17 protein-coding genes and 2 pseudogenes are annotated in these 18099 nt (G+C 65.2%); 4 read left to right on the top strand and 15 right to left on the bottom strand.

Features of this window, described 5'->3' with window-relative positions; genetic code table 11:
* Positions 1–55 precede the first annotated feature (55 nt).
* The 3 genes from C7W88_RS05010 to C7W88_RS05000 all read left to right on the top strand — a co-directional run bounded on the left by C7W88_RS05010 (position 56) and on the right by C7W88_RS05000 (position 3100).
* Positions 56–1393 (top strand): cytochrome P450, encoded by a 1338-nt coding sequence (locus C7W88_RS05010; protein WP_118072728.1) that lies wholly within the window; start codon positions 56–58, stop codon positions 1391–1393.
* Between the two features lie 146 nt (positions 1394–1539).
* A complete protein-coding gene (gene msrB / locus C7W88_RS05005) occupies positions 1540–2025 on the top strand; it encodes a peptide-methionine (R)-S-oxide reductase MsrB (protein WP_118072727.1) in 486 nt (161 codons plus the stop codon).
* Between the two features lie 82 nt (positions 2026–2107).
* Positions 2108–3100 (top strand): esterase-like activity of phytase family protein, encoded by a 993-nt coding sequence (locus tag C7W88_RS05000; protein ID WP_162895916.1) that lies wholly within the window; start codon positions 2108–2110, stop codon positions 3098–3100.
* A 73-nt stretch (positions 3101–3173) separates the two neighbouring features.
* Here the strand turns inward: C7W88_RS05000 and rpmB are convergent, their stop codons facing one another.
* Positions 3174–3458 carry a 50S ribosomal protein L28 gene (gene rpmB / locus C7W88_RS04995; RefSeq protein WP_039333029.1) on the bottom strand — a complete coding sequence of 95 codons (285 nt, stop codon included), beginning with the start codon at positions 3456–3458 and terminating at the stop codon, positions 3174–3176.
* Positions 3459–3578: 120 nt separating this feature from the next.
* Here rpmB and C7W88_RS04990 point away from each other — a divergent pair, with 120 nt between their 5' ends.
* Positions 3579–4034, top strand: a complete 456-nt coding sequence (locus tag C7W88_RS04990) for a nucleoside deaminase (RefSeq protein WP_118074580.1) — start codon at positions 3579–3581, stop codon at positions 4032–4034.
* Here the strand turns inward: C7W88_RS04990 and C7W88_RS04985 are convergent.
* From C7W88_RS04985 to C7W88_RS04920, 14 genes and pseudogenes are all read right to left on the bottom strand, one after another.
* Positions 4031–4759 carry a ribonuclease T2 gene (locus C7W88_RS04985; protein ID WP_205525253.1) on the bottom strand — a complete coding sequence of 243 codons (729 nt, stop codon included), beginning with the start codon at positions 4757–4759 and terminating at the stop codon, positions 4031–4033. The two genes, C7W88_RS04990 and C7W88_RS04985, sit on opposite strands and share 4 nt — an antisense overlap.
* Entirely contained in the window at positions 4732–5124 is a 393-nt protein-coding gene (locus C7W88_RS04980) for a hypothetical protein (protein WP_118072724.1), read from the bottom strand. Before C7W88_RS04980 ends, C7W88_RS04985 begins: the two co-directional genes overlap by 28 nt.
* 12 nt (positions 5125–5136) lie before the next feature.
* Entirely contained in the window at positions 5137–6003 is an 867-nt protein-coding gene (gene nadC / locus C7W88_RS04975) for a carboxylating nicotinate-nucleotide diphosphorylase (RefSeq protein WP_118072723.1), read from the bottom strand.
* A 37-nt stretch (positions 6004–6040) separates the two neighbouring features.
* Positions 6041–6838, bottom strand: a complete 798-nt coding sequence (locus C7W88_RS04970) for a LytTR family DNA-binding domain-containing protein (protein WP_118072722.1) — start codon at positions 6836–6838, stop codon at positions 6041–6043.
* A gap of 110 nt (positions 6839–6948) precedes the next feature.
* A pseudogene (locus C7W88_RS04965) lies at positions 6949–8104 on the bottom strand (sensor histidine kinase).
* A 58-nt stretch (positions 8105–8162) separates the two neighbouring features.
* Positions 8163–8960 carry a DsbA family protein gene (locus C7W88_RS04960; protein ID WP_118072721.1) on the bottom strand — a complete coding sequence of 266 codons (798 nt, stop codon included), beginning with the start codon at positions 8958–8960 and terminating at the stop codon, positions 8163–8165.
* 10 nt (positions 8961–8970) lie between these two features.
* Positions 8971–10338 (bottom strand): M48 family metalloprotease, encoded by a 1368-nt coding sequence (locus C7W88_RS04955; RefSeq protein ID WP_370073230.1) that lies wholly within the window; start codon positions 10336–10338, stop codon positions 8971–8973.
* 22 nt (positions 10339–10360) lie between these two features.
* A complete protein-coding gene (locus tag C7W88_RS04950; protein WP_240344834.1) occupies positions 10361–11317 on the bottom strand; it encodes an alpha/beta hydrolase in 957 nt (318 codons plus the stop codon).
* A gap of 56 nt (positions 11318–11373) precedes the next feature.
* Positions 11374–12720: a hypothetical protein gene (locus tag C7W88_RS04945; RefSeq protein ID WP_118074577.1), complete on the bottom strand. Its 1347-nt coding sequence runs from the start codon at positions 12718–12720 to the stop codon at positions 11374–11376.
* An 89-nt stretch (positions 12721–12809) separates the two neighbouring features.
* Positions 12810–13681, bottom strand: a pseudogene (locus tag C7W88_RS04940) (CoA ester lyase).
* Between the two features lie 18 nt (positions 13682–13699).
* Positions 13700–14959: an MFS transporter gene (locus C7W88_RS04935; RefSeq protein ID WP_118072720.1), complete on the bottom strand. Its 1260-nt coding sequence runs from the start codon at positions 14957–14959 to the stop codon at positions 13700–13702.
* A complete protein-coding gene (locus tag C7W88_RS04930; protein ID WP_118072719.1) occupies positions 14959–15387 on the bottom strand; it encodes a DUF2141 domain-containing protein in 429 nt (142 codons plus the stop codon). The genes C7W88_RS04935 and C7W88_RS04930 overlap by 1 nt, the downstream gene beginning before the upstream one ends.
* A complete protein-coding gene (locus tag C7W88_RS04925; RefSeq protein WP_118072718.1) occupies positions 15384–16094 on the bottom strand; it encodes a sterol desaturase family protein in 711 nt (236 codons plus the stop codon). The genes C7W88_RS04930 and C7W88_RS04925 overlap by 4 nt, the downstream gene beginning before the upstream one ends.
* Positions 16095–16166: 72 nt before the next feature.
* Complete coding sequence (locus C7W88_RS04920) at positions 16167–17699, bottom strand: DEAD/DEAH box helicase (RefSeq protein WP_118072717.1); 1533 nt, start codon at positions 17697–17699, stop codon at positions 16167–16169.
* Positions 17700–18099: the final 400 nt, after the last annotated feature.

Here is an 18099-nt window from a genome sequence, read left to right as displayed (position 1 = left end):
CTACCAAAGTGACGAGGACCGCGCGGGCAACGTGCGGCCTTTCCGGAGGATAGCCATGGCCACGCAGCTTGCACCCGAAGCCCAGCAGTTCACCTACCGCAGCTCTCCCACCGCGATCGAGGCGTTCACCGCCTGGCTCAAGGACAATCCACAAGCGATCCCGGCGCATACCCACAAGTGGGATGTCAGCCGCTCGGATATCTATGTAGAGGACCGCTGGCAGCCGATCTTTGCAGAGATGCGTCGCGAAGCCCCGGTCAATTTCGTGCCCGAATCGCCCTATGGCGCCTACTGGAACGTGGTGAACCACAAGGCGATCCAGCACGTCGAATCACTGCCCGAACTCTATTCCTCGTCATGGCAGTACGGCGGCATCACCATCGGCGATCCGCCGGCCGATACCGATCCCGCGCTGCTGGCTGAACGTCAGCTGCCGATGTTCATCGCGATGGACCGCCCCGAACACACTGGCCAGCGCCGCACGGTGGCGCCAGCCTTCACTCCGGCCAAGATGGTCGAGATGGAGCGCGAGATCCGCCAGCGCACCGGCGAGGTGCTCGATTCGCTGCCATGGGGCGAAAAGTTCGACTGGGTCGACAAGGTTTCGATCGAACTGACCACCGGCATGCTCGCGCTGCTGTTCGGCTTTCCGTGGCCTGACCGCCGCCTGCTGACGTTCTGGTCGGACTGGGCCGGTGACGTCGAGCTCGTCCTCGCGCGCGAACTGTCGGACATGCGCTTCGGCTTCCTTGGCGAGATGGCGCACTATTTCCAGCGCCTGTGGGGCGAACGCATGCGGTCCGAGCCGTCGGGCGATCTCATCTCGATGATGATCCACTCCGAGGCGATGAACCACATGAGCCCGCAGGAATTCATGGGCAACCTCGTGCTGCTGATCGTTGGCGGCAACGATACCACGCGCAACACCATGTCGGGCATCGTCCATGCGCTCGACCAGTTCCCCGACCAGCGCGACCTGCTTGCCCGTGATCCCTCGCTGATCCCGAACGCCGTGCAGGAGTGCATCCGCTATGTCACCCCGCTCGCCCACATGCGCCGCACCGCCACGGCCGATGCCGACCTGTTCGGCCAGCAGATCAAGGCAGGCCAGAAGCTGATTCTCTGGTACATCTCGGCCAACCGCGACGAGACCGTGTTCGAGAACGCCGACAAGTTGATCGTCGACCGCGACAATGCGCGGCGTCACCTGTCGTTCGGCTATGGCGTGCATCGCTGCGTCGGCGCGCGTCTCGCCGAGCTGCAACTGCGCATCCTGCTCGAGGAAATGCACGAGCGGCGGATGCAGGTGCGCGTTGCCGGCGAAATCGAACGCGTCCGCGCCAACTTCGTCCACGGGTTCCGCAAGCTCGAGGTCATGCTCGAAAAGCGGTAATCGGGCATACAGGCGATCGTGCTATGACTTTCGTCACGATGGTGGAGGCAGGGCCGGGCTAGATAGTTCCAAGTCCTGCCGGTGGACACTCCGCCCCCGAGGTAACACCCTCTCTCCCATCGGCAGGACAACCTGAGGTTTCGCCCATGATCGCCACCCGCCGCCGCTTCGTCGCCTTTCTCGCTGCAGGTTCGGTCCTGCCTTTCGCCAGTGCCTGCAGCGCCAAGCCGGCGGCCAAAGGCACCTTCCCGATCATGAAGAGCGAGGCCGAGTGGCGGCGCCTGCTGACAGCGGAACAGTTCTACATTCTGCGCGAGGAAGGCACCGAACGCCCGTTCACCTCGCCGCTGCTGAAAGAGCACCGCAAGGGCACCTTCGTTTGCGCGGCAGACGGCCACCCGCTGTTTTCATCCTCCACCAAGTTCGATAGCGGCACTGGCTGGCCCAGCTTCTGGAAGCCCTTGCCCAAGGGCGTGGCAACCAGTTCCGACCGCTCGCTGGGGATGGTCCGCACCGAAGTGCACTGCACGCAGTGCGGCGGCCACCTCGGCCACGTCTTTGATGATGGCCCCGCACCCACGGGGCTGCGCTATTGCATCAATGGTGACGCGCTGAAGTTCCGGGCCACCTGACCGCGCCACTTCTGTCCGGCTTGCCGGCGCTTGGGCATGATTCGCGATTGACGGCCCCGTGAGCGATGCCCACGGCAGGCCCGTGCGCCGCAAACTCTTCACATTACTCGTATTGCTGCCGCTGGCGGTGCTGGTCTGGGCAACGCAGCGCAGCGACCCATTCACGTTCGATCGCCGGGTCGTCGTGACTGACCTCCTGCCAAAAGTCCCCGCAGCGGAGCGAGAGCAGCTTGGCCCCTTCGTGTTGCAGCAGGCCTGGTTGCTGGAAGGCGGGGATCATCGCTTTGGCGGCTATTCGGCGCTGGTCCCGCAAGAGGGCGGGCTGCTGGCCATAAGCGACCGCAATCGCACGCTGTCGATCCCCGTGCCGCTCAAACCCGGTGTCTTCACCTCGCCGATGCCGAACATGGTGGTGCAGCGTTGGCCCGATGGGCACACCAGCATCGGCTTCGATACTGAAAGCGTCGTGCGTGACCCTGCCGATGGCAGCCTGTGGACCGGACTGGAGGACGACGTGCGCGTGGTGCGGACAGGCCCTCGAACCGGTGCCGCCAGTCTTATCCCGGTGAACGAAACGCGGGACTGGCCGCGCAATGGCGGAGCCGAGGCAATGGCCCGCCTGCCCGACGGGCGCTGGATCATGCTCTGCGAATCGTGCGGGACCGGCCGCGGTGGTCTGCACCTCGGACTGATGTTCAAGGGCAGGCCAGGACTGTCGAAAGCCCAAAAGTTCGGCTTTCTGGTTCCTGCCGGGTTCGATCCGGTGGATGCAGTGCCTTTGCCTGACGGTCGGCTCCTCATTCTTGTGCGCAAGCTGGGCCTGTCACCACCCGGTTTTTCGGCGCGGATCGTGCTTGCCGATGTTTCGCGCCTCGATCCGCGACGGCCATTGCCGACAGTCGAGCTGGCCCGTCTAGAAGGGCCGGTCCTGCACGAGAACTGGGAAGGGATGGCGCTGACGGCGGGCAAGGCCGGGCTTTCGCTCTGGCTTGTCTCTGACGCCAATGCCTCAACCTTTCAGCAGACGCGGCTGCTCAGGCTGGAGTTCGATCCGGCGCATCTTCCGGGCCGATAGCGAACACAGCAAAAGCCCCCGTTCCACATGGGAAAGGGGGCTCTCGATGTTTCGACCCTTGCGGGCTGAAGGATTAGGCGGCGTTCGCCTTCACCAGCTCGCGCTTCACCTTGAGGGCGCGCGTCGAAAGCTTGGTGTCCGACTGCTTCAGCAGCCAGTTGTCGAGACCGCCGTTGTGCTCGACCGAGCGCAGACCATGGGTCGACACGCGGAACTTGAAGCTGCGCTCCAGCTTCTCGCTCATCAGCGTGACGTTCTGCAGGTTGGGCAGGAACAGACGCTTGGTCTTGTTGTTGGCGTGGCTTACGTTGTGACCGACTTGGCGGCCCTTACCGGTCAGTTCGCAGATACGCGACATGGCTAAAACTCGCTTGTGTTCGATAATACCTATCGGGAAGGCGCGGCTCTTATCGATTCACCGGACGAAGTCAAGGATTCGGAGTTTGAAAGCGACGATCCGCCACTTATACCCCGCGCCATGACCCGCTGGCCCCTTCCCGAACCGATGCGACTGGCCTTTGCTGAAGCCCGTAAGGCTGCCGATGAGGGCGAAGTGCCGATCGGGGCGGTGATCGTCAAGGACGGGAAGGTCATCGCTGCCGCCCATAATCAGCCGCGCAAGCTGTGTGACCCCACCGCCCACGCCGAAGTGCTGGCGATTCGGGCTGCCGCTGCGGCGCTGGGGCAGGAACGTCTCGCAGGGTGTGACCTGTGGGTCAGCCTGGAGCCTTGCGCGATGTGTGCGGGCGCCATTGTCCACGCCCGCATCGACCGCGTCTATTATGCGGCCAGCGATCCCAAGGGCGGCGCGGTGGAGCATGGCGCGCGGGTGTTCGACCAGCCGACCTGCCTGCACCGGCCCGAAGTCTATTCCGGCATGGGGGAGGACGAGGCAGCGGACCTGCTCCGCAGCTTCTTCCGCGAGCGGCGTTAGAAGGAGCGCCAGATCCTCACGGGCACCGTGTCCGGCGGCCCGGCCTTGCCGATCGGGCAGCGCGCGGGCTTGAGCTTGCGCGAATGGCACAGATGCACCTCGCGCAGCCAGCCGTCGCGGCCGAGCAGCAGGCGGAACATGTCGGGCTTGAGGCGCGGATTGGCGATGACCATCGCCTGCTTGACTTTGCCGACGTCCAGCGACTCGGTGCGCGACAGGCGGGCCATGTCGGGAAACTCGAGGCTCTGGAACAGCTCGCGGCCCTTGGCGAAATAGTCCGCGGGGCTGATGCCCATGCAGGTGCCGTGCTTGGCCCATTCGTGCATCATGAGATCGGTCGAAGGCGTAGTGCAGAAGTTGCGGCGCAGGACTTGCGCATCGGGCAGCAGCCGCGAAGGGCAGTACTGCGGATACTTGCCGTCCTTGCCATCTGGCCAGAGCCCGTGGAGCACGAAGCCAAAACGCCCCTGTCGGCCCGAACACTGCGTGGCATGGCGCGGATCATCCTTGCGCGTGCGGCAGAACTCGGGCGACCAGCTGATCGCTAGCGTGTAGCCGGTCGTCGGCACCACCCGGGTCGGCGCATCGGGCGCGGGCAGGGGCGGCACGCTGATCTGCGGCGGCACCTGACACTGCCAGCCCTGCGCGAGGGCGGGGCTGGATGCGATAACCGCGACCGCTGCCAGCCAGCGCATGGTCAGTCTGCCTTGCCCTGCTTCAACCACGCCGTCGATGCGGGCAGGAACATCAGCACGCCTGCGGCAATCATCAGCAGGATTGCGATGACCGAGAAGATGGCGAAGGGAATGCCGATCATCGTCGCTACTGCCGGAATGCCACCCAGCCCCAGGACGTCGAGCGCGATCACGGCAACAAGGAACCAGCGCGCTATCGCAAAGCGCCCTCGGGACACTGCGAGCGCAAGACCGATGGCGACCAGCGCGTTTGCAAAAGGGCCGATCAGCAACTCGTTGCGGCCGACTTCCAGCGCGGCGGCCATGGCCCCTGCATTGGCAACGATGTTGACGATTCGGATCAGCTGGCTGGCGATCACGCTGATTTCAAAGGCTCGGATGGTGGCGGGACGCATCTTGGGTTCCGTTCAGGCGAGGGGCGTGAAATCGAGGCCAATGTCGGCGGCAGGCGCGCTTTGGGTCAGGCGGCCGACCGAGACGTAGTCGACGCCCGAAGCGGCAATCGCGCCGATCGTGTCGAGCCGCACGCCGCCTGAGGCCTCGCACGGCACGCGGCCTGCGACGAGCGCCACAGCTTCGCGCAAGCGGTCAGGGCCCATGTTGTCGAGCAGCAGGCGGGTTGCCCCGGCATCGAGCGCAGGCAGGATCTGGTCGATATGATCGACTTCGCAGATCACATCCTTGACGCCGGCAGACAGTGCGCGGCGCACGGCCTCGGCCACGCCGCCTGCCACCAGCACGTGGTTGTCCTTGATCATCGCCGCATCCCACAGGCCCATGCGGTGATTGGTCCCGCCGCCGGTGCGCACGGCATACTTTTCGAGGTGGCGCAGGCCGGGGATGGTCTTGCGGGTATCAAGCAGCTTTGCGTTCGTGTCTCCCATGGCATCGACATATTGGCGGGTCAGTGTCGCCACGCCCGACAGGTGCTGCACGGTGTTCAGCGCGCTGCGCTCGCCCGTGAGCATGGCGCGGGCATTGCCTTCGAGCCGCATCAGGTCCGAACCGGGTGCCACCCGCGCGCCTTCCTCGACCAGGATCTCGATCGTCATGTCGGGATCGAGCGCGCGGAAGAATGCGGCCGCGATGGGCAACCCGCAGACCGTGATCGCATCGCGGCTGTCCATCACGCCCGAAAAGCGGGCGTCTGCCGGGATCACGCTTTCGCTGGTGACGTCATGCCCGCCGCCGGGCAAGCCTTCACCAAGATCCTCGGCCAGCGTTGCCGCGACGAAGGCTTCCAGATCGAAGCCGGGAATGGAGAAACTGCTCATGCAGAGCGCATTACCATTCCCGGCCTTTCTGTCGAGGTCAGTGAACGAAGCGCGCGACCACGTCGCGGTAGGAGCGCGACACCTTCACTTCGGCGCCGCTTTCCAGCACGAGGAAGCATTCGCCGTTGGTGTGCGGCTTGACCTGGCGCACCTGGTCAAGGTTGACGATCTTCGAGCGGTGCACGCGCTGGAACACGCGGGGATCGAGGCGGCGCTCGAGATCCTTCATCGTTTCGCGCAGGATCAGCGAATTGTCGCCGGTGTAGATGCACATGTAGTCACCAGCGGCCTCGATGCGCTCGATCGTGTCGACATCGACGCGGAAGATCTTGCCGCGATCCTTGATGTTGATGAGCTTTTCGAAGCGGCCGACCACCGGCTCGCCCTCGTCCTCGATCTCGGGCATGGCGCCAGGGGCCACTTCAGCGAGCACGTTCTTGAGCTTGTCGGCCTCTTCGCGGCTGCGCTTTTCCGAAAGCCGGGTGCGCGCGCGGTCAAGCGCGTCGGCAAGGCGGTCTTCCTCCACCGGCTTGAGCAGGTAATCGACCGCGTTGGCCTCGAACGCCTTGATCGCGTGTTCGGAATATGCGGTCACGAACACGAACAACGGCGGGTCGATTTCCATCACGCCCTTGACCACCGAGAAGCCGTCAAAGCCGGGCATCTGGATGTCGCAGAACACGAGGTCGGGCTTTTCGGTCTTGATCTTGCGGATGGCCTCGCGGCCGTTCGAACAGGTGTCGATCACTTCGACATCGGGGAAGGCCTGAAGGCGGAGCTGCAGCCCCTGAATGGCCAGTTTCTCGTCGTCGACGAGGATCGTGCGGATCGTCATGCGGTTCCCTTGGGTCTTGTCCAGACTTGGATCACGTTGCGCCCCCGAAACGGTCCCCGTTGGAGTCTGCCTGATGGCAGGACGGGTAAAGTGGCAGTCGGTTCCCGAGATCATGCACCAACCCCCATGCCGGCCCCGATCGGGCGCCGGACGGGAATGCCTGGTACAGGCTCGGCCTTTGCTTCGAACGGCAGTTCGAGCACGACCTGAAAACCCCTTCCGGGCGGTTTGAAATATCGAAGCGCTGGTTCTCGCCATAGGCCTGGACCAGACGGTCGCGGATGTTGGCAAGACCGATCCCGGTGCTGTCACTGCTCACGCCGAACACGCTTGAAGGATCGGTGCCCGGGGCAAGCCCGGCCCGGTGTCCGACACGGTGACCCGCAGCATTGGACCGACGAGTTGCGCCTCAACCGTGATTTCCGCGCCGTACTCCATCGGGCTGACGGCATACTTGATCGCATTTTCGACCAGCGGCTGCAGCAGCAGCGAGGGCATCAACCCGTTGCGCACGGCATCGTCGATGCGGAATTCCGTCCGAAGGCGCTCCTCGAAGCGCATGCGCTCGATATCGAGGTAGAGCTTCAGCGTCTCGATTTCCTGCGCCACGGTTACCCGTGCGGTCGGCTCGTTCACCAGCGTGTAGCGCAGGAACGAGGACAGGCGCGAAAGCATCGCGTTGGCCGGTTCGGTCTGCTTGAGCAGGACCAGCGTGGAGATGGAGTTGAGCGTGTTGAACAGGAAGTGAGGGTTGAGCTGGTAGCGCAGCATGGCCAGCTGGGCCGAAGTTGCCTGCGCTTCCAGCCGCATCAGCTGGTCGTTCTGCTCTTCCACCTGCAGGAAGAAGTTGATCGCGTAATAGAGCCCGGTCCACGAGATCACGAGCGTGAGGTCGAGGTAGAAAACCCCGAGGAACAGCTGCGCGAAACTGGCATCGCCGCCCTGCCGGTAAAGGCTGATCACCCACGAATCGATGAAGGCGTAGAGGCCGACGGCCACCGACATCGCGATGGCGGTCACGCCCCAGGTCACGATCGGCCGCCGATTGATCAGCGCGCGATAGATCACCGACAGGATCAGCGAGATCGAGAAGCCGGTGATCGTGGCGATGACGACGATGACGAGGAACGACCACGGCTGTGCATTGGCGATGGACGACATCGCACGCAGCAGCATAGCGCCGCCCCAGCCCATGAACTGCAGGCGCCAGAAGGCTCTGTTCTTGTTGCCGAAGAACGGCGTGGGTCTGAACGGCAGCGCGGCCATGAAAAGGTTTGTAACCGTTCGGACCGGCCTAGGCTAGTCCGCCCCTGTTTCTTCCGGCTCAGCCTTTGCGTGCTGCATCGATGGCGGCCTGCAGGTCTTCCTGCGGAACTGCGCCGTGAACCAACTGTTCGCCGATCACCCAGGCGGGCGTTCCATTGATGCCGAGCTGGCGGGCCAGCTGCAGGTTGCGCTTCAGCTCTTCCTCGACATCGGGCCGGGCCGCAAAGGTCCTTGCCGAGGCGAGGTCGAGCCCTGCCGCGGTTGCCGCAGCGGTGATGCTGGCGTCCGAAGGCCGGGCGCCTTCGAACATCGCCTTGTGATAGGCGGGATACTTGCCCTGCGCTGCGGCGGCCAGAGCCATGCGCGCGGCGGGCGCGCTTTCGGGCGCGATGATCGGCAATTCGCGCACCACCACGCGCAGGTCCGGGTTCTTCGCGATCAGCGCGTCGAGCGTCTTCACGCTCTGTCGGCAATAAGTGCAGGCAAAGTCGGTGAACTCGACCAGCGTGACCTTGCCGTTGGGATTGCCCATGACCGCACCGGGGAAGGGCGTTTCCAGCGCGCCGCGCATCGGACCGATCTGTGCTGCCGCCTCGCGCTGTTGCAACCGCTCCATCGCTTCGGGCAGGACTTCGGGGTGTTCGAGAATATAGGACCGCACCAGTCCTTCGATCGCGGCGCGTTCCTTTCCGTCGATCCCGGCGCTCGCCAGCGAGGCTTCGAGCTGCGCGTCGTCACTTGCTGCGGTGCCGGCGTCGCGGTGGGCGTACCACCATCCTCCAGCAGCGCCGCCTGCGGCAAGGAGCAGGGCGAGGGCGGCGAATGCGCCAATGCGGCGGGGCTGTGTATCTGACATCGACTGGTGCCTAGCGGGATTTCTTCTGGCGTTCCATCATTGCCCGCGCCGACATCGCAATGTCCTGCGCGCGCAGCCAGTCGGGCGTGCCCTTGGGCAGTGCCGCTTCGGCCGCCTCGGCGCTGCGCACGGCTTCGGCCAGTTGCATGTTCATCAGCTGCTGTTCGGCACTGGCAAGGCGCGCGCGCGGAATGTCGCCCTTGGCTTCATAGACCACGCCGAGCTGGTACCAGGTGAAGGGATTGTCCCGGTCGCGCGATGCCGAGGTCTTCAGCACTTTCTCGGCCTCGGCAAAATTGTCCTTGTCCTCGGTGGCGATCAGGGCGTGGCCAAAGGTCGTCGCTATCAGCGGCTCGTTGCCGGTCAGCTGTGTTGCCTTGCGCAGTGGCGGCAGGGCATCGGCGGGGCGGCCGGATTCGAGCAGGATCTGTCCTTCCAGCTCGAGAAAATAGGGGTTGTCCGGATCGCTGGCGATCAGGGCCCTGGTCTCCGCCAGCGCCTTGTCGACGTAAGCCTCCTTGTGGAAGGCATAGGCGCGGGCATAGCGCGCGGGAATATCGGTCATGTAGTCGGGGTAGGCGCGCAGCGTGTCCTGCGGTTCGGCCAGATAGCCATTGAGCTTGGCCTTGACCCGCTGGAACCGCGCCTGCAGCTCGGCCGGGGGCGGGGTGTTCCACGCCGGGTCCTTTTCATAGACATCCTGAAGCGTGGTCAGGCGGTCGGACGTCATCGGGTGGGTGCTGTAGAACTCCGCGTCCGGATTCTTGCTGGCATTGTAGCCATAGCGGAATTCCTGGTTCTGCAGCTTCTTGAAGAACTCGATCGAACCGCGCCCGGAAATGCCGGCGTCGGAAAGGAACTTTGCGCCCGCAGCGTCGGCCGAGCTTTCCTGCGCGCGGCTGAAGGCGAGGAATTTGCCCAGCGCGGCCTGCTGCCCAGCCATGAACACGCCCAGCGCGGCATCGGGCGATCCTGCTGCCGCAGCAAGCCCGCCGAGCAGCAGCGACAGCACAGTGATGCCGGTGGCCGGCTTCAGCCCCTCGTTATAGCGGATGATGTGGCCGCCGGTGATATGGCCGAGCTCGTGCGCGATCACGCCCTGCAATTCGTTGACGTTGTCAGCCGCGCTGATCAGCCCCGAATGGATATAGATCGCCTGACCACCGGCAACGAAGGCATTGATCGATCCGTCGTTCAGCAGGACCAGATCGATGGCGTTAGGGTTGAACCCCGCGGCCTTGAAGATCGGCGCGGAGGCATCGCGGAACAGCGCCTCGGTCTCCGCATCGCGCAGCACCGATTGCGCTGCGGCAGGCTGGATGCACAGCGACAGCGCGGCAAGGAGCGCGAGCAGGCGCGCAAGGAGCAGGGCGGGGATTCGGACTGTCACGGGGCTCGGACTATCGGCCAGCAGCCTGAACCGCAACTGAAGGTGCCGTGACCCTGGCGAGGAACGGCAGCACCGCATCGAGCGCGCGGGTATCGCGCGAGAACGGGCGCGCGAACATCATGATGATGCCTTCGTGGGTCACGCCGTCGAGCAGGACCGGCTGGTTCGGCGCGCCTGCCTCGGTCAATCGCCGGGCCAGCGCCTTGGAATTGCGCGGCTTTACCCGGGTGTCGGCATCCCCGGTCACCAGCAGCAGCGGCGGCGCGTCCTGGCGTGCGAAGTTCACCGGCTGGGTTCCGGAAAGATCAGGCGCATCGCCGAAGCTGTTAATGGTCGCCGGCGAATCGAGGGGCAGGAAATCGAACGGTCCGGCAAGCGAGACCGTCCCGCGGATTACCCGCGTATCCAGCCCCACGCCATTCAGCCAGTGCGGATCAAGCGTGAGCATGACCACGTTGTAGGCCCCGGCCGAATGCCCCATCAGCGCCATGCGCGCCGGATCGCCATGATACTTCGCGGCATTGTCCTGCACCCAGCGCAGGGCGGCAGCGCCGTCCTCCAGCATGCCGGGAAACTTCGCCTGCGGATAGAGCCGGTAGCCCGCCAGCACGACCGCATAGCCCTGCGCGCACAGCGTCCGCGCGATGAAGCGATAGTCGTGGGGATCGCCGCTCGCCCAGCTGCCACCATGCACGAACACCACGATCGGCAGCGTGCCCTTGGCGCCTTGCGGCACGAACATCTCGAGCTTTTGCGCCGGGTCCTTGCCATAGCGCTCGGCCGCGACCTGCTGGATCGCGCCATCGCCACCGTTGAGCAGCTTGTCGGCGCCGTCGAGCACGGCCACGGCGTTTTCCTGCATGGCATGGCGGTAGGCAAGATAGCCCACCAGCCCGAGCAGGACGAAGCAAAGCGCCGCCCAGCCGATCCACCCCATGCGTCGCTTGCCCTTGACCGTCCGTGCCATGGGGCACTGGCTAGCAGGCTGCCGCCATTGCGCAAGGCACCTGCAGGGGCAGTGGGTCAGCCGATCAGATGGCGCGCCGCGCGTTCGAACAGGGCTGCGTCATCGTGTACTTCGCCCAGCGCGACGATCTCGCCGCTTTCAAGGCGACGCACCACCACCAGCGCAAACTCCTCGCCTTCGGGCGGCGCGATCTCGGTGACCTTGCGTGCCGGCAGCGCGCGCAGCGATTGCGCCAGCGCTTCGGGCCCGCGCTTGGCCAGCGCCTTGCCGGCTTCCTCGCGGCGCAGACGGCGCTCGGCATTGATCACGCCCTTGAGGCCGCCGGCAGCCTCGGAAAGATAGGCACCCAGCTCGCCACGGCGCAGGCCGATGCGTTGCGCATGGGTCAGCGCGGTGGCGTACTCGGTCAGGCGCGTCTTGTCGTAGTCGGCGCCGAACACCAGCTTGACCACCGGCGTCATCGGCGCGCGCTCCTGCATGGTCAGCCCTGCGTCGTCCAGCAGTTCGGCAAACTCTTCAGGTTCGGCCTGCGCTGCCAGAGCGAAGTCCCAGGCCCGCCCGATCGCGGCATAAAGCGCGCTGCGGGTGCGATCCTCGCTCGAATTGGCAACCAAGGCCAGTTCGCGCGCCGAAGCGAGCCAATCGGCCAGGGCTTCCGGTTCATCGGCAGGTGCGCCTGCGGGCAGCGGCAGGATATCGTCGTCGAGCCCGAAGGCGGGCTCAGGAAAGATATCGCCGTCAAGCGAGGCCGGGCCATCGGCCCAGGCATCGGTCGGCTCGATCAGCGGACGGCGCGGCTGGCTCTTGATCGGTGCCGAATCGAGCGCCTGCCCGATTTCCAGCAGCAACTCGTCGGTCGTCGCCTGGTCGGCCAGTTCCTTCCAGTTGATCGCGCCCATGATGTAGTCGATGCGCGTTCCGTCCGAGGAGAACGGCAGCAGGATACCGCGGTAGAGGATCGTGCGGCCAAAGTGGTTCACGAACTCGGCTTCGAAGCCGATCGGTGCCTGATTGGCGATGATCTGCATGTAATGATCGGTGATGCGTGACAGCAGCGACCGGCCGGGCACCTGGCTCAGGCGGGTGATCGAGCTTTCCGTGCCGCACTCGTCGGCCAGCTTCGCGCCGAGGAAGGCGATCGCCGGGTCTTCGATCCCTTCGTCGAAGTGTAGCAGCACGAGGTTGTCGGCAAAGTCCGGGTAAGTGCCCGAGAGCAGCGGCGCGACCAGCGGGAACGAATGTTCGCCCAGCAGGCCTGCCCAATAGTTGTAGGCGCGCACCTGCATGCGGCGCTCGTCCTGCCCCACCACCGGCGGCGGCTCGCTCGGCACGTCGTCCTCGAAACCGCTCAGGTCGAGTTCGGCCTCGGCGGCATCACGATCAAATCCACGCAAAGTATCCATCAGGCTCACCTGGTCCCCTTTATGGGATGCAGGTCTGGCGCAACTTCGTGAAGAAGTGCTTAAGTTGCGCCAGTGGAGCTTATGTCAGGTTAACGCGCGGCGATGGCCGCAGCTTTGGCGAGCAGCCGTTCGCTTTGCGCAAGATGCAGCAATTCCGCCATTTTCCCGTTCACCCGCAGGGCGCCCTTGCCGGCGTTGGCAGGGTCGGCAAAAGCCGCAACGATTGCTTCCGCTTCGGCGATATCTCCCTCCGACGGGGCAAAGATGCGGTTGCACACGGCAAGTTGCGCCGGATGGATCAGCGTCTTTCCATCGAATCCCGAATCGCGCGCCTGCACGCATTCGCCCTCGAGCCGTGCGGTATCCTCGATCGCGTTGCACACCCCGTCGAGGATCACGAGGCCATTGGCCCGCGCCGCCAGCACTGCCATGGTCAGCACCGGCAGGAACGCCATGCGCCCCGGCAACTGGACGATGCCGCTATCCTTGGCGAGATCGTTGAGCCCCAGCACGAAGCCTGCAAGGCGCGTGGTTGCGGCGCAATCGGCAATCCGCTCCAGCGCCAGCACGGCGCGCGGCGTCTCGATCATCACCCACAGCCTGACCTCGGGCGCAAATCCAGCCGCGTCCATCGCTGCGGAAAGCGCCTGGACATCGCCGGCATCGTCCACCTTGGGGCCAGCACCGCCTCGACCGGCGCCTGCGCCAGCGCTGCGAGATCGTCATGCCCCCAAGGCGTCGACAGGCCGTTGATCCGCGCGATCAGCCGGCGATGCCCGAAGCCGCCTGCCTGCACTTCGGCGACCAGCGCCGCGCGCGCTTCGGCCTTGGCTTCGGGCGCCACCGCATCTTCCAGATCGAGGCACACGGCATCGCAATCAAGGCTGCGCGCCTTGGCCATCGCCCGAGCATTGCTGGCTGGCATGTAGAGAAGCGAGCGCAAAGGGCGGGCGTCGGTCATCGCGAGAACTTTCCGTCTTCAGCTTTTCACGGCAGGAACAGCGTCCAGCCGCCCCTCTTCGCGCGTCGGCATAGGCGCAAAAAAGTGCATGGCAAGCGAAAGCACCAGCCATGCAGCAGCGGCATGAAGTGCGGCCGGCAGGCTCGAGAGATCGGCCACCGTGCCCCAGCACCATGCCCCCAGCGCCATCCCGCCGAACGTGACCGCCTGGTAGATCGACAGGCAGCGGCCGAGAATGTCTTCCGGACTGCGGAGCTGCATCGCGACGTTAAGGCTGGTCATCGCGCTGGCCCAGCCCATGCCGCCCACGAAAGCGGCCACGACTGCCATCGGAATGCCCGTCGCCGAAGCCATCAGCACCTGCGCGCAGGCGAAGATCAGCGTCGCGCCGGTCACCACGGTCTCGCTGCCGAGCCGCTGGCGCACTTTCGAGACGAACAGCGCCGTCACGATCGAGCCGATGCCGAAGCCGCCCAGCATAAGGCCGTAATCGAGCTCGCTGCCCTTGAGCATGTCGCGCGCCACACTTGGCATCAGCGCCTGCAGGCCTGCCGCGCCAAAGCCGATGGCGAGGCCACGCAGCAGGACTTTGCGGATCGGGGAAGACGACGCGCAGAAGCGGACACCCCGGCCGATCGCAGCAAGCATCGGTTCGCGCATCGGCGGCAGCGATTCGGGCCGCCAGCGCGACAGCACCACGATCATGCCAAGATAGCTAACCGCGTTCAGCGCGAAAGCGAGGCTGGTATCCCACAGCGAGATCAATATCCCGCCCAATGCAGGCCCAACGCTCCGCGCCAGGTTGAACGAGATCGCGTTGAGCGAGATCGCCTGCGGCAGATCCTCGCGCCCGACCTGGAGCCGTACCGATGCCTGCCAGGCCGGCCCGTTCAGCGCCGTGCCCATGCCCACCATCAGCGTCAGCGCCAGCAGGGATAATGGCCCGACATTGCCGGTATAGGCGAGCACGGCCAGCACCGAGGACACGACCAGCATGCCCGTCTGCGCCGCCAGCATCACGCGGCGGCGGTCGTAGTTGTCGGCAATGGCACCGGCGAACACGCCCAGCAGCAGGATCGGGATCGTCGCCGAGGCCTGAACCAGCGCCACCAGCACGTGGCTGGTGGTCAGCTCGGTCATCAGCCATGCCGCGCCCACCGACTGGATCATCGAGCCGATGTTGGAGAACAGGTTGGCCGTCCAGATTGCCCGAAATGCGGGGTAGCGGAACGGCGCCAGGGAACTTCGATTGGCAGGCTTGGCAGAAGCGGCTGGCACTACAGGTATCGGACCTTCATCTTCATGCGGACGGGTGCACCGCCGGTTACGTCAAAGGCGGCTGCCTCGAACTTGGGCGCCGACATCTTGACCGGCGCATCGCGCGAGAAGCCGAAGCCTTCCTTCGGCAGGAACAGCGTCTTGTCCATCTTCTTGTTCCCGTTCTCGTCATGCAGGAGAACGATGGCATATCGCCCCGGCATCACGTCGCGGATCACCAGGGGGCCGGGCTGGTCGGCCCGGATCGAAGCGGTGCGGCGGTTGGGGTCCTTGTCGCATCCTTCCGGAAACAGTTTGGGATTTGCGCTCATGCACAGCCAGATCATGCCCTTGGCATTGCGCAGTCCGTTGATGTCGACCGTGACGCTGGTCGGCGCGGGAGCGTTTCCGGCGAGGAGGAGGGGCAGCAGGAATGCGATGCGCTTCATGGTGCGGACAGTCCCTTGTCTGTGCCGCACAGCCGATCCCAGAAACGGAAATAGAGACCGTAGTTGCAGCGGTAGAGTTCGTGGTGACGATGGTGGTGGCTCGCCGTTATCAGCCAGTTCCCTGCGCCAGAATGAACGAGCCAGCGGGGGAACATCTCCCAGCCCATGTGATTGGTCACGCCCATCACGGTCATCACCAGCAGCACCAGTCCGAGCATCCCGGCATGGATCGGGATCACGAAGACCAGCGCCGGGATCAGCAGCGAGACGATCGCCGCCTCTATGGGATGGAAGTTCATGGCGGCCCATGCCGTCGGCGGGCGGCTGGCGTGATGGATCGCGTGGACCTGCCTGAACACCGCCGGGCGATGCATCCAGCGGTGGGTCCAGTAGAACCAGGTGTCATGGATGAAGAGGTAGAGTAGCAGCGAGACCGGCATCCACCACAGCGGATAGGCCAGCGGATCGGTGTAGATCTTCGTCCAGCCGCGCTGCTGCCAGCCCCAGGCGACCACGCCTGCCGGCACGCCATAGATGGCGGCGGTGGCGAGGCTCCAGGTGATTTCCGAACGAATTTGCCTGTCGAGCCCGGCGTAGTGGCCGGGCCGCACCTTGTGCGTCGCCCAGGCGAACATGCCGCTGGTGATCAGGTAGCGCACCGCGACGATCACGGTCATGGCAATCGCCGAGGCTAGAACGCTGTCCATCGCACGGCTCTATGCCAAGGTTTTGGGCGGGAGGACAGCCCTGCCTTGGGGCAGGGCCGAACCTTTCGCAGATCAGCTCGCGCGGCGAACCTTGTGCTTGTGCGCGCCGACGCCCGGCGCACCGCGCGGACGGAAGCGGCGCGGCTTGCCAGCGTCCTCGCGCTCGCCACCGTTGAGCGTGGCTTCGAGCACCGGATTGCGCACCGGCCCGCGATCGGCAGCGCCGCCATCACGACGCTCCTGACGCGGCGAGACGTCGCGCGGACGACCGTCGCGACCTTGCGCGCGGCCGCCGTGGGCCTGGCTGTCGCGGCGCTGGCCACCACGTCCTTCGCCACCACGGCCCTGACCTTGGCTGCCGCGACCACCATTGCCGCGTGCATCGCGCGCGTCACGGCGAGCATCCTGCTCCATTTCCGCAGGCTTGCGGCTCGGCGCCGGCAGCCTGGCGGCTTCGGCCATGAAGTTCTCGGGCAGGCCCATCGTGTCGATCTTGACCCGGGTCAGCTTCTCGATGTCCTTGAGGTAGGGCTTTTCGTCCGGCGCGCAGAAGCTGATGGCGATGCCGTCAGCCCCGGCACGCGCGGTGCGGCCGATGCGGTGGACGTACTGTTCCGGCACGTTGGGCAGTTCGAAGTTGAACACGTGGCTGACGCCCGAAACGTCGATGCCGCGCGCGGCGATGTCGGTGGCGACGAGCACCGGGCACGAACCCTGCCGGAACGCTTCCAGAGCAGCGGTGCGCTGCGCCTGGCTCTTGTTGCCATGGATCGCACGGGCGTCGATCCCGGCTGAAGTCAGGTGGCGCACCACGCGGTCGGCGCCGTGCTTGGTGCGGGTGAACACCAGCGCGCGGTCAAGCTCCTTGGATGCCAGCAGCGCACGGATGCGCAGCGTCAGCAGGGCCTGCTTCTCGGCCTGGTTGATGAACGTCACGTACTGTTCGACGCGCTCGGCCGTGGTCGAGTTCGGGGCAACTTCGACGCGCACCGGATTGACGATGAACTGCTTGCCGAGGTCCTCGATCGCCTTGGGCATCGTTGCCGAGAAGAACAGGCTCTGGCGCGTCTTGGGCAGCAGGTTGGCCACGCGCTTCAGCGCATGGATGAAGCCGAGGTCCATCATCTGGTCAGCCTCGTCGAGCACGAAGATTTCGGTACGCGAGAGCGTCAGCGCGCGCTGGTCGATCAGGTCGAGCAGGCGGCCCGGCGTGGCGACGAGAATGTCGACCCCCGGAACCAGCCGGCGGGCCTGCTTGCCCACCGGCACGCCGCCGAACACGCAGTCCACCGACATGTTGAGGTAGCGGGCATAGCCCTTCATGTTGTCGGCGATCTGGGCGGCCAGCTCGCGCGTCGGGGAAAGCACCAGCATGCGGCACGAGGCCGGCTTGCGCGGTTGCGGGTTGGCAGCAAGGCGGTGCAGCGAAGGCAGCGAGAACGCGGCGGTCTTGCCGGTGCCGGTCTGCGCGATGCCGAGCAGGTCGCGGCCCTGCAGCAGGGCCGGGATCGCCTGGCGCTGGATCGGGGTGGGATCGTTGTAGCCCTTGGTTTCGAGGGCGCGGAGAATGGGTTCGGCAAGGCCGAGTTCAGCAAAAAAGGACATGAATATGCTTTCGTCGGCGCATCGGCAAAAGGGCCGACGCGCGAGGGTGTTCGCTTGTGCGCACGCGCCAAGACGGCACGAGCGGGGTCGATCGTGCGACCCATGCGTGAAAGGGGAAGCGGGCGGGGCAACAACCGTTCGTCCGGAGCGGATTTCTGCCATTTCAGCGAAATCTCACGCCAGCATCCGGACTGCAGCGGAATGGTCCACCACCGGTCTTGCTGCGGCGCACATAGGCACGAGCGCGCGATAAAGCAAGGAAATTCGGGCAAAAGGCGGTTGCATGCCGCCTCCTGCACCGCCAACGTGACGGCCAAAGGAGTGGGTCGATGCGTTTCACGTCTGGTCTGATGGCTGCTCTTGTGCTCGGCGCTGGCACCGCGCAAGCCGCGCCAAAGGG

Origin of the sequence: Novosphingobium sp. THN1 (genome assembly GCF_003454795.1) — a bacterium.
Lineage (GTDB): Bacteria > Pseudomonadota > Alphaproteobacteria > Sphingomonadales > Sphingomonadaceae > Novosphingobium.
The sequence above is the reverse complement of the archived record's forward strand: the minus strand, read 5'-3'. Positions and strand labels throughout refer to the sequence as shown.

What these genes read in the sequence shown, in the direction of transcription:
- C7W88_RS05010 (WP_118072728.1), top strand. Translation starts at nt 56, where the DNA reads ATGGCCACGCAGCTTGCACCCGAAGCCCAGCAGTTCACCTACCGCAGC.
- msrB (WP_118072727.1), top strand. Translation starts at nt 1,540, where the DNA reads ATGATCGCCACCCGCCGCCGCTTCGTCGCCTTTCTCGCTGCAGGTTCG.
- rpmB (WP_039333029.1), bottom strand. Translation starts at nt 3,458, where the DNA reads ATGTCGCGTATCTGCGAACTGACCGGTAAGGGCCGCCAAGTCGGTCAC.
- C7W88_RS04990 (WP_118074580.1), top strand. Translation starts at nt 3,579, where the DNA reads ATGACCCGCTGGCCCCTTCCCGAACCGATGCGACTGGCCTTTGCTGAA.
- C7W88_RS04980 (WP_118072724.1), bottom strand. Translation starts at nt 5,124, where the DNA reads ATGCGTCCCGCCACCATCCGAGCCTTTGAAATCAGCGTGATCGCCAGC.
- nadC (WP_118072723.1), bottom strand. Translation starts at nt 6,003, where the DNA reads ATGAGCAGTTTCTCCATTCCCGGCTTCGATCTGGAAGCCTTCGTCGCG.
- C7W88_RS04970 (WP_118072722.1), bottom strand. Translation starts at nt 6,838, where the DNA reads ATGACGATCCGCACGATCCTCGTCGACGACGAGAAACTGGCCATTCAG.
- C7W88_RS04960 (WP_118072721.1), bottom strand. Translation starts at nt 8,960, where the DNA reads ATGTCAGATACACAGCCCCGCCGCATTGGCGCATTCGCCGCCCTCGCC.
- C7W88_RS04950 (WP_240344834.1), bottom strand. Translation starts at nt 11,317, where the DNA reads ATGGCACGGACGGTCAAGGGCAAGCGACGCATGGGGTGGATCGGCTGG.
- C7W88_RS04945 (WP_118074577.1), bottom strand. Translation starts at nt 12,720, where the DNA reads ATGGATACTTTGCGTGGATTTGATCGTGATGCCGCCGAGGCCGAACTC.
- C7W88_RS04930 (WP_118072719.1), bottom strand. Translation starts at nt 15,387, where the DNA reads ATGAAGCGCATCGCATTCCTGCTGCCCCTCCTCCTCGCCGGAAACGCT.
- C7W88_RS04925 (WP_118072718.1), bottom strand. Translation starts at nt 16,094, where the DNA reads ATGGACAGCGTTCTAGCCTCGGCGATTGCCATGACCGTGATCGTCGCG.
- C7W88_RS04920 (WP_118072717.1), bottom strand. Translation starts at nt 17,699, where the DNA reads ATGTCCTTTTTTGCTGAACTCGGCCTTGCCGAACCCATTCTCCGCGCC.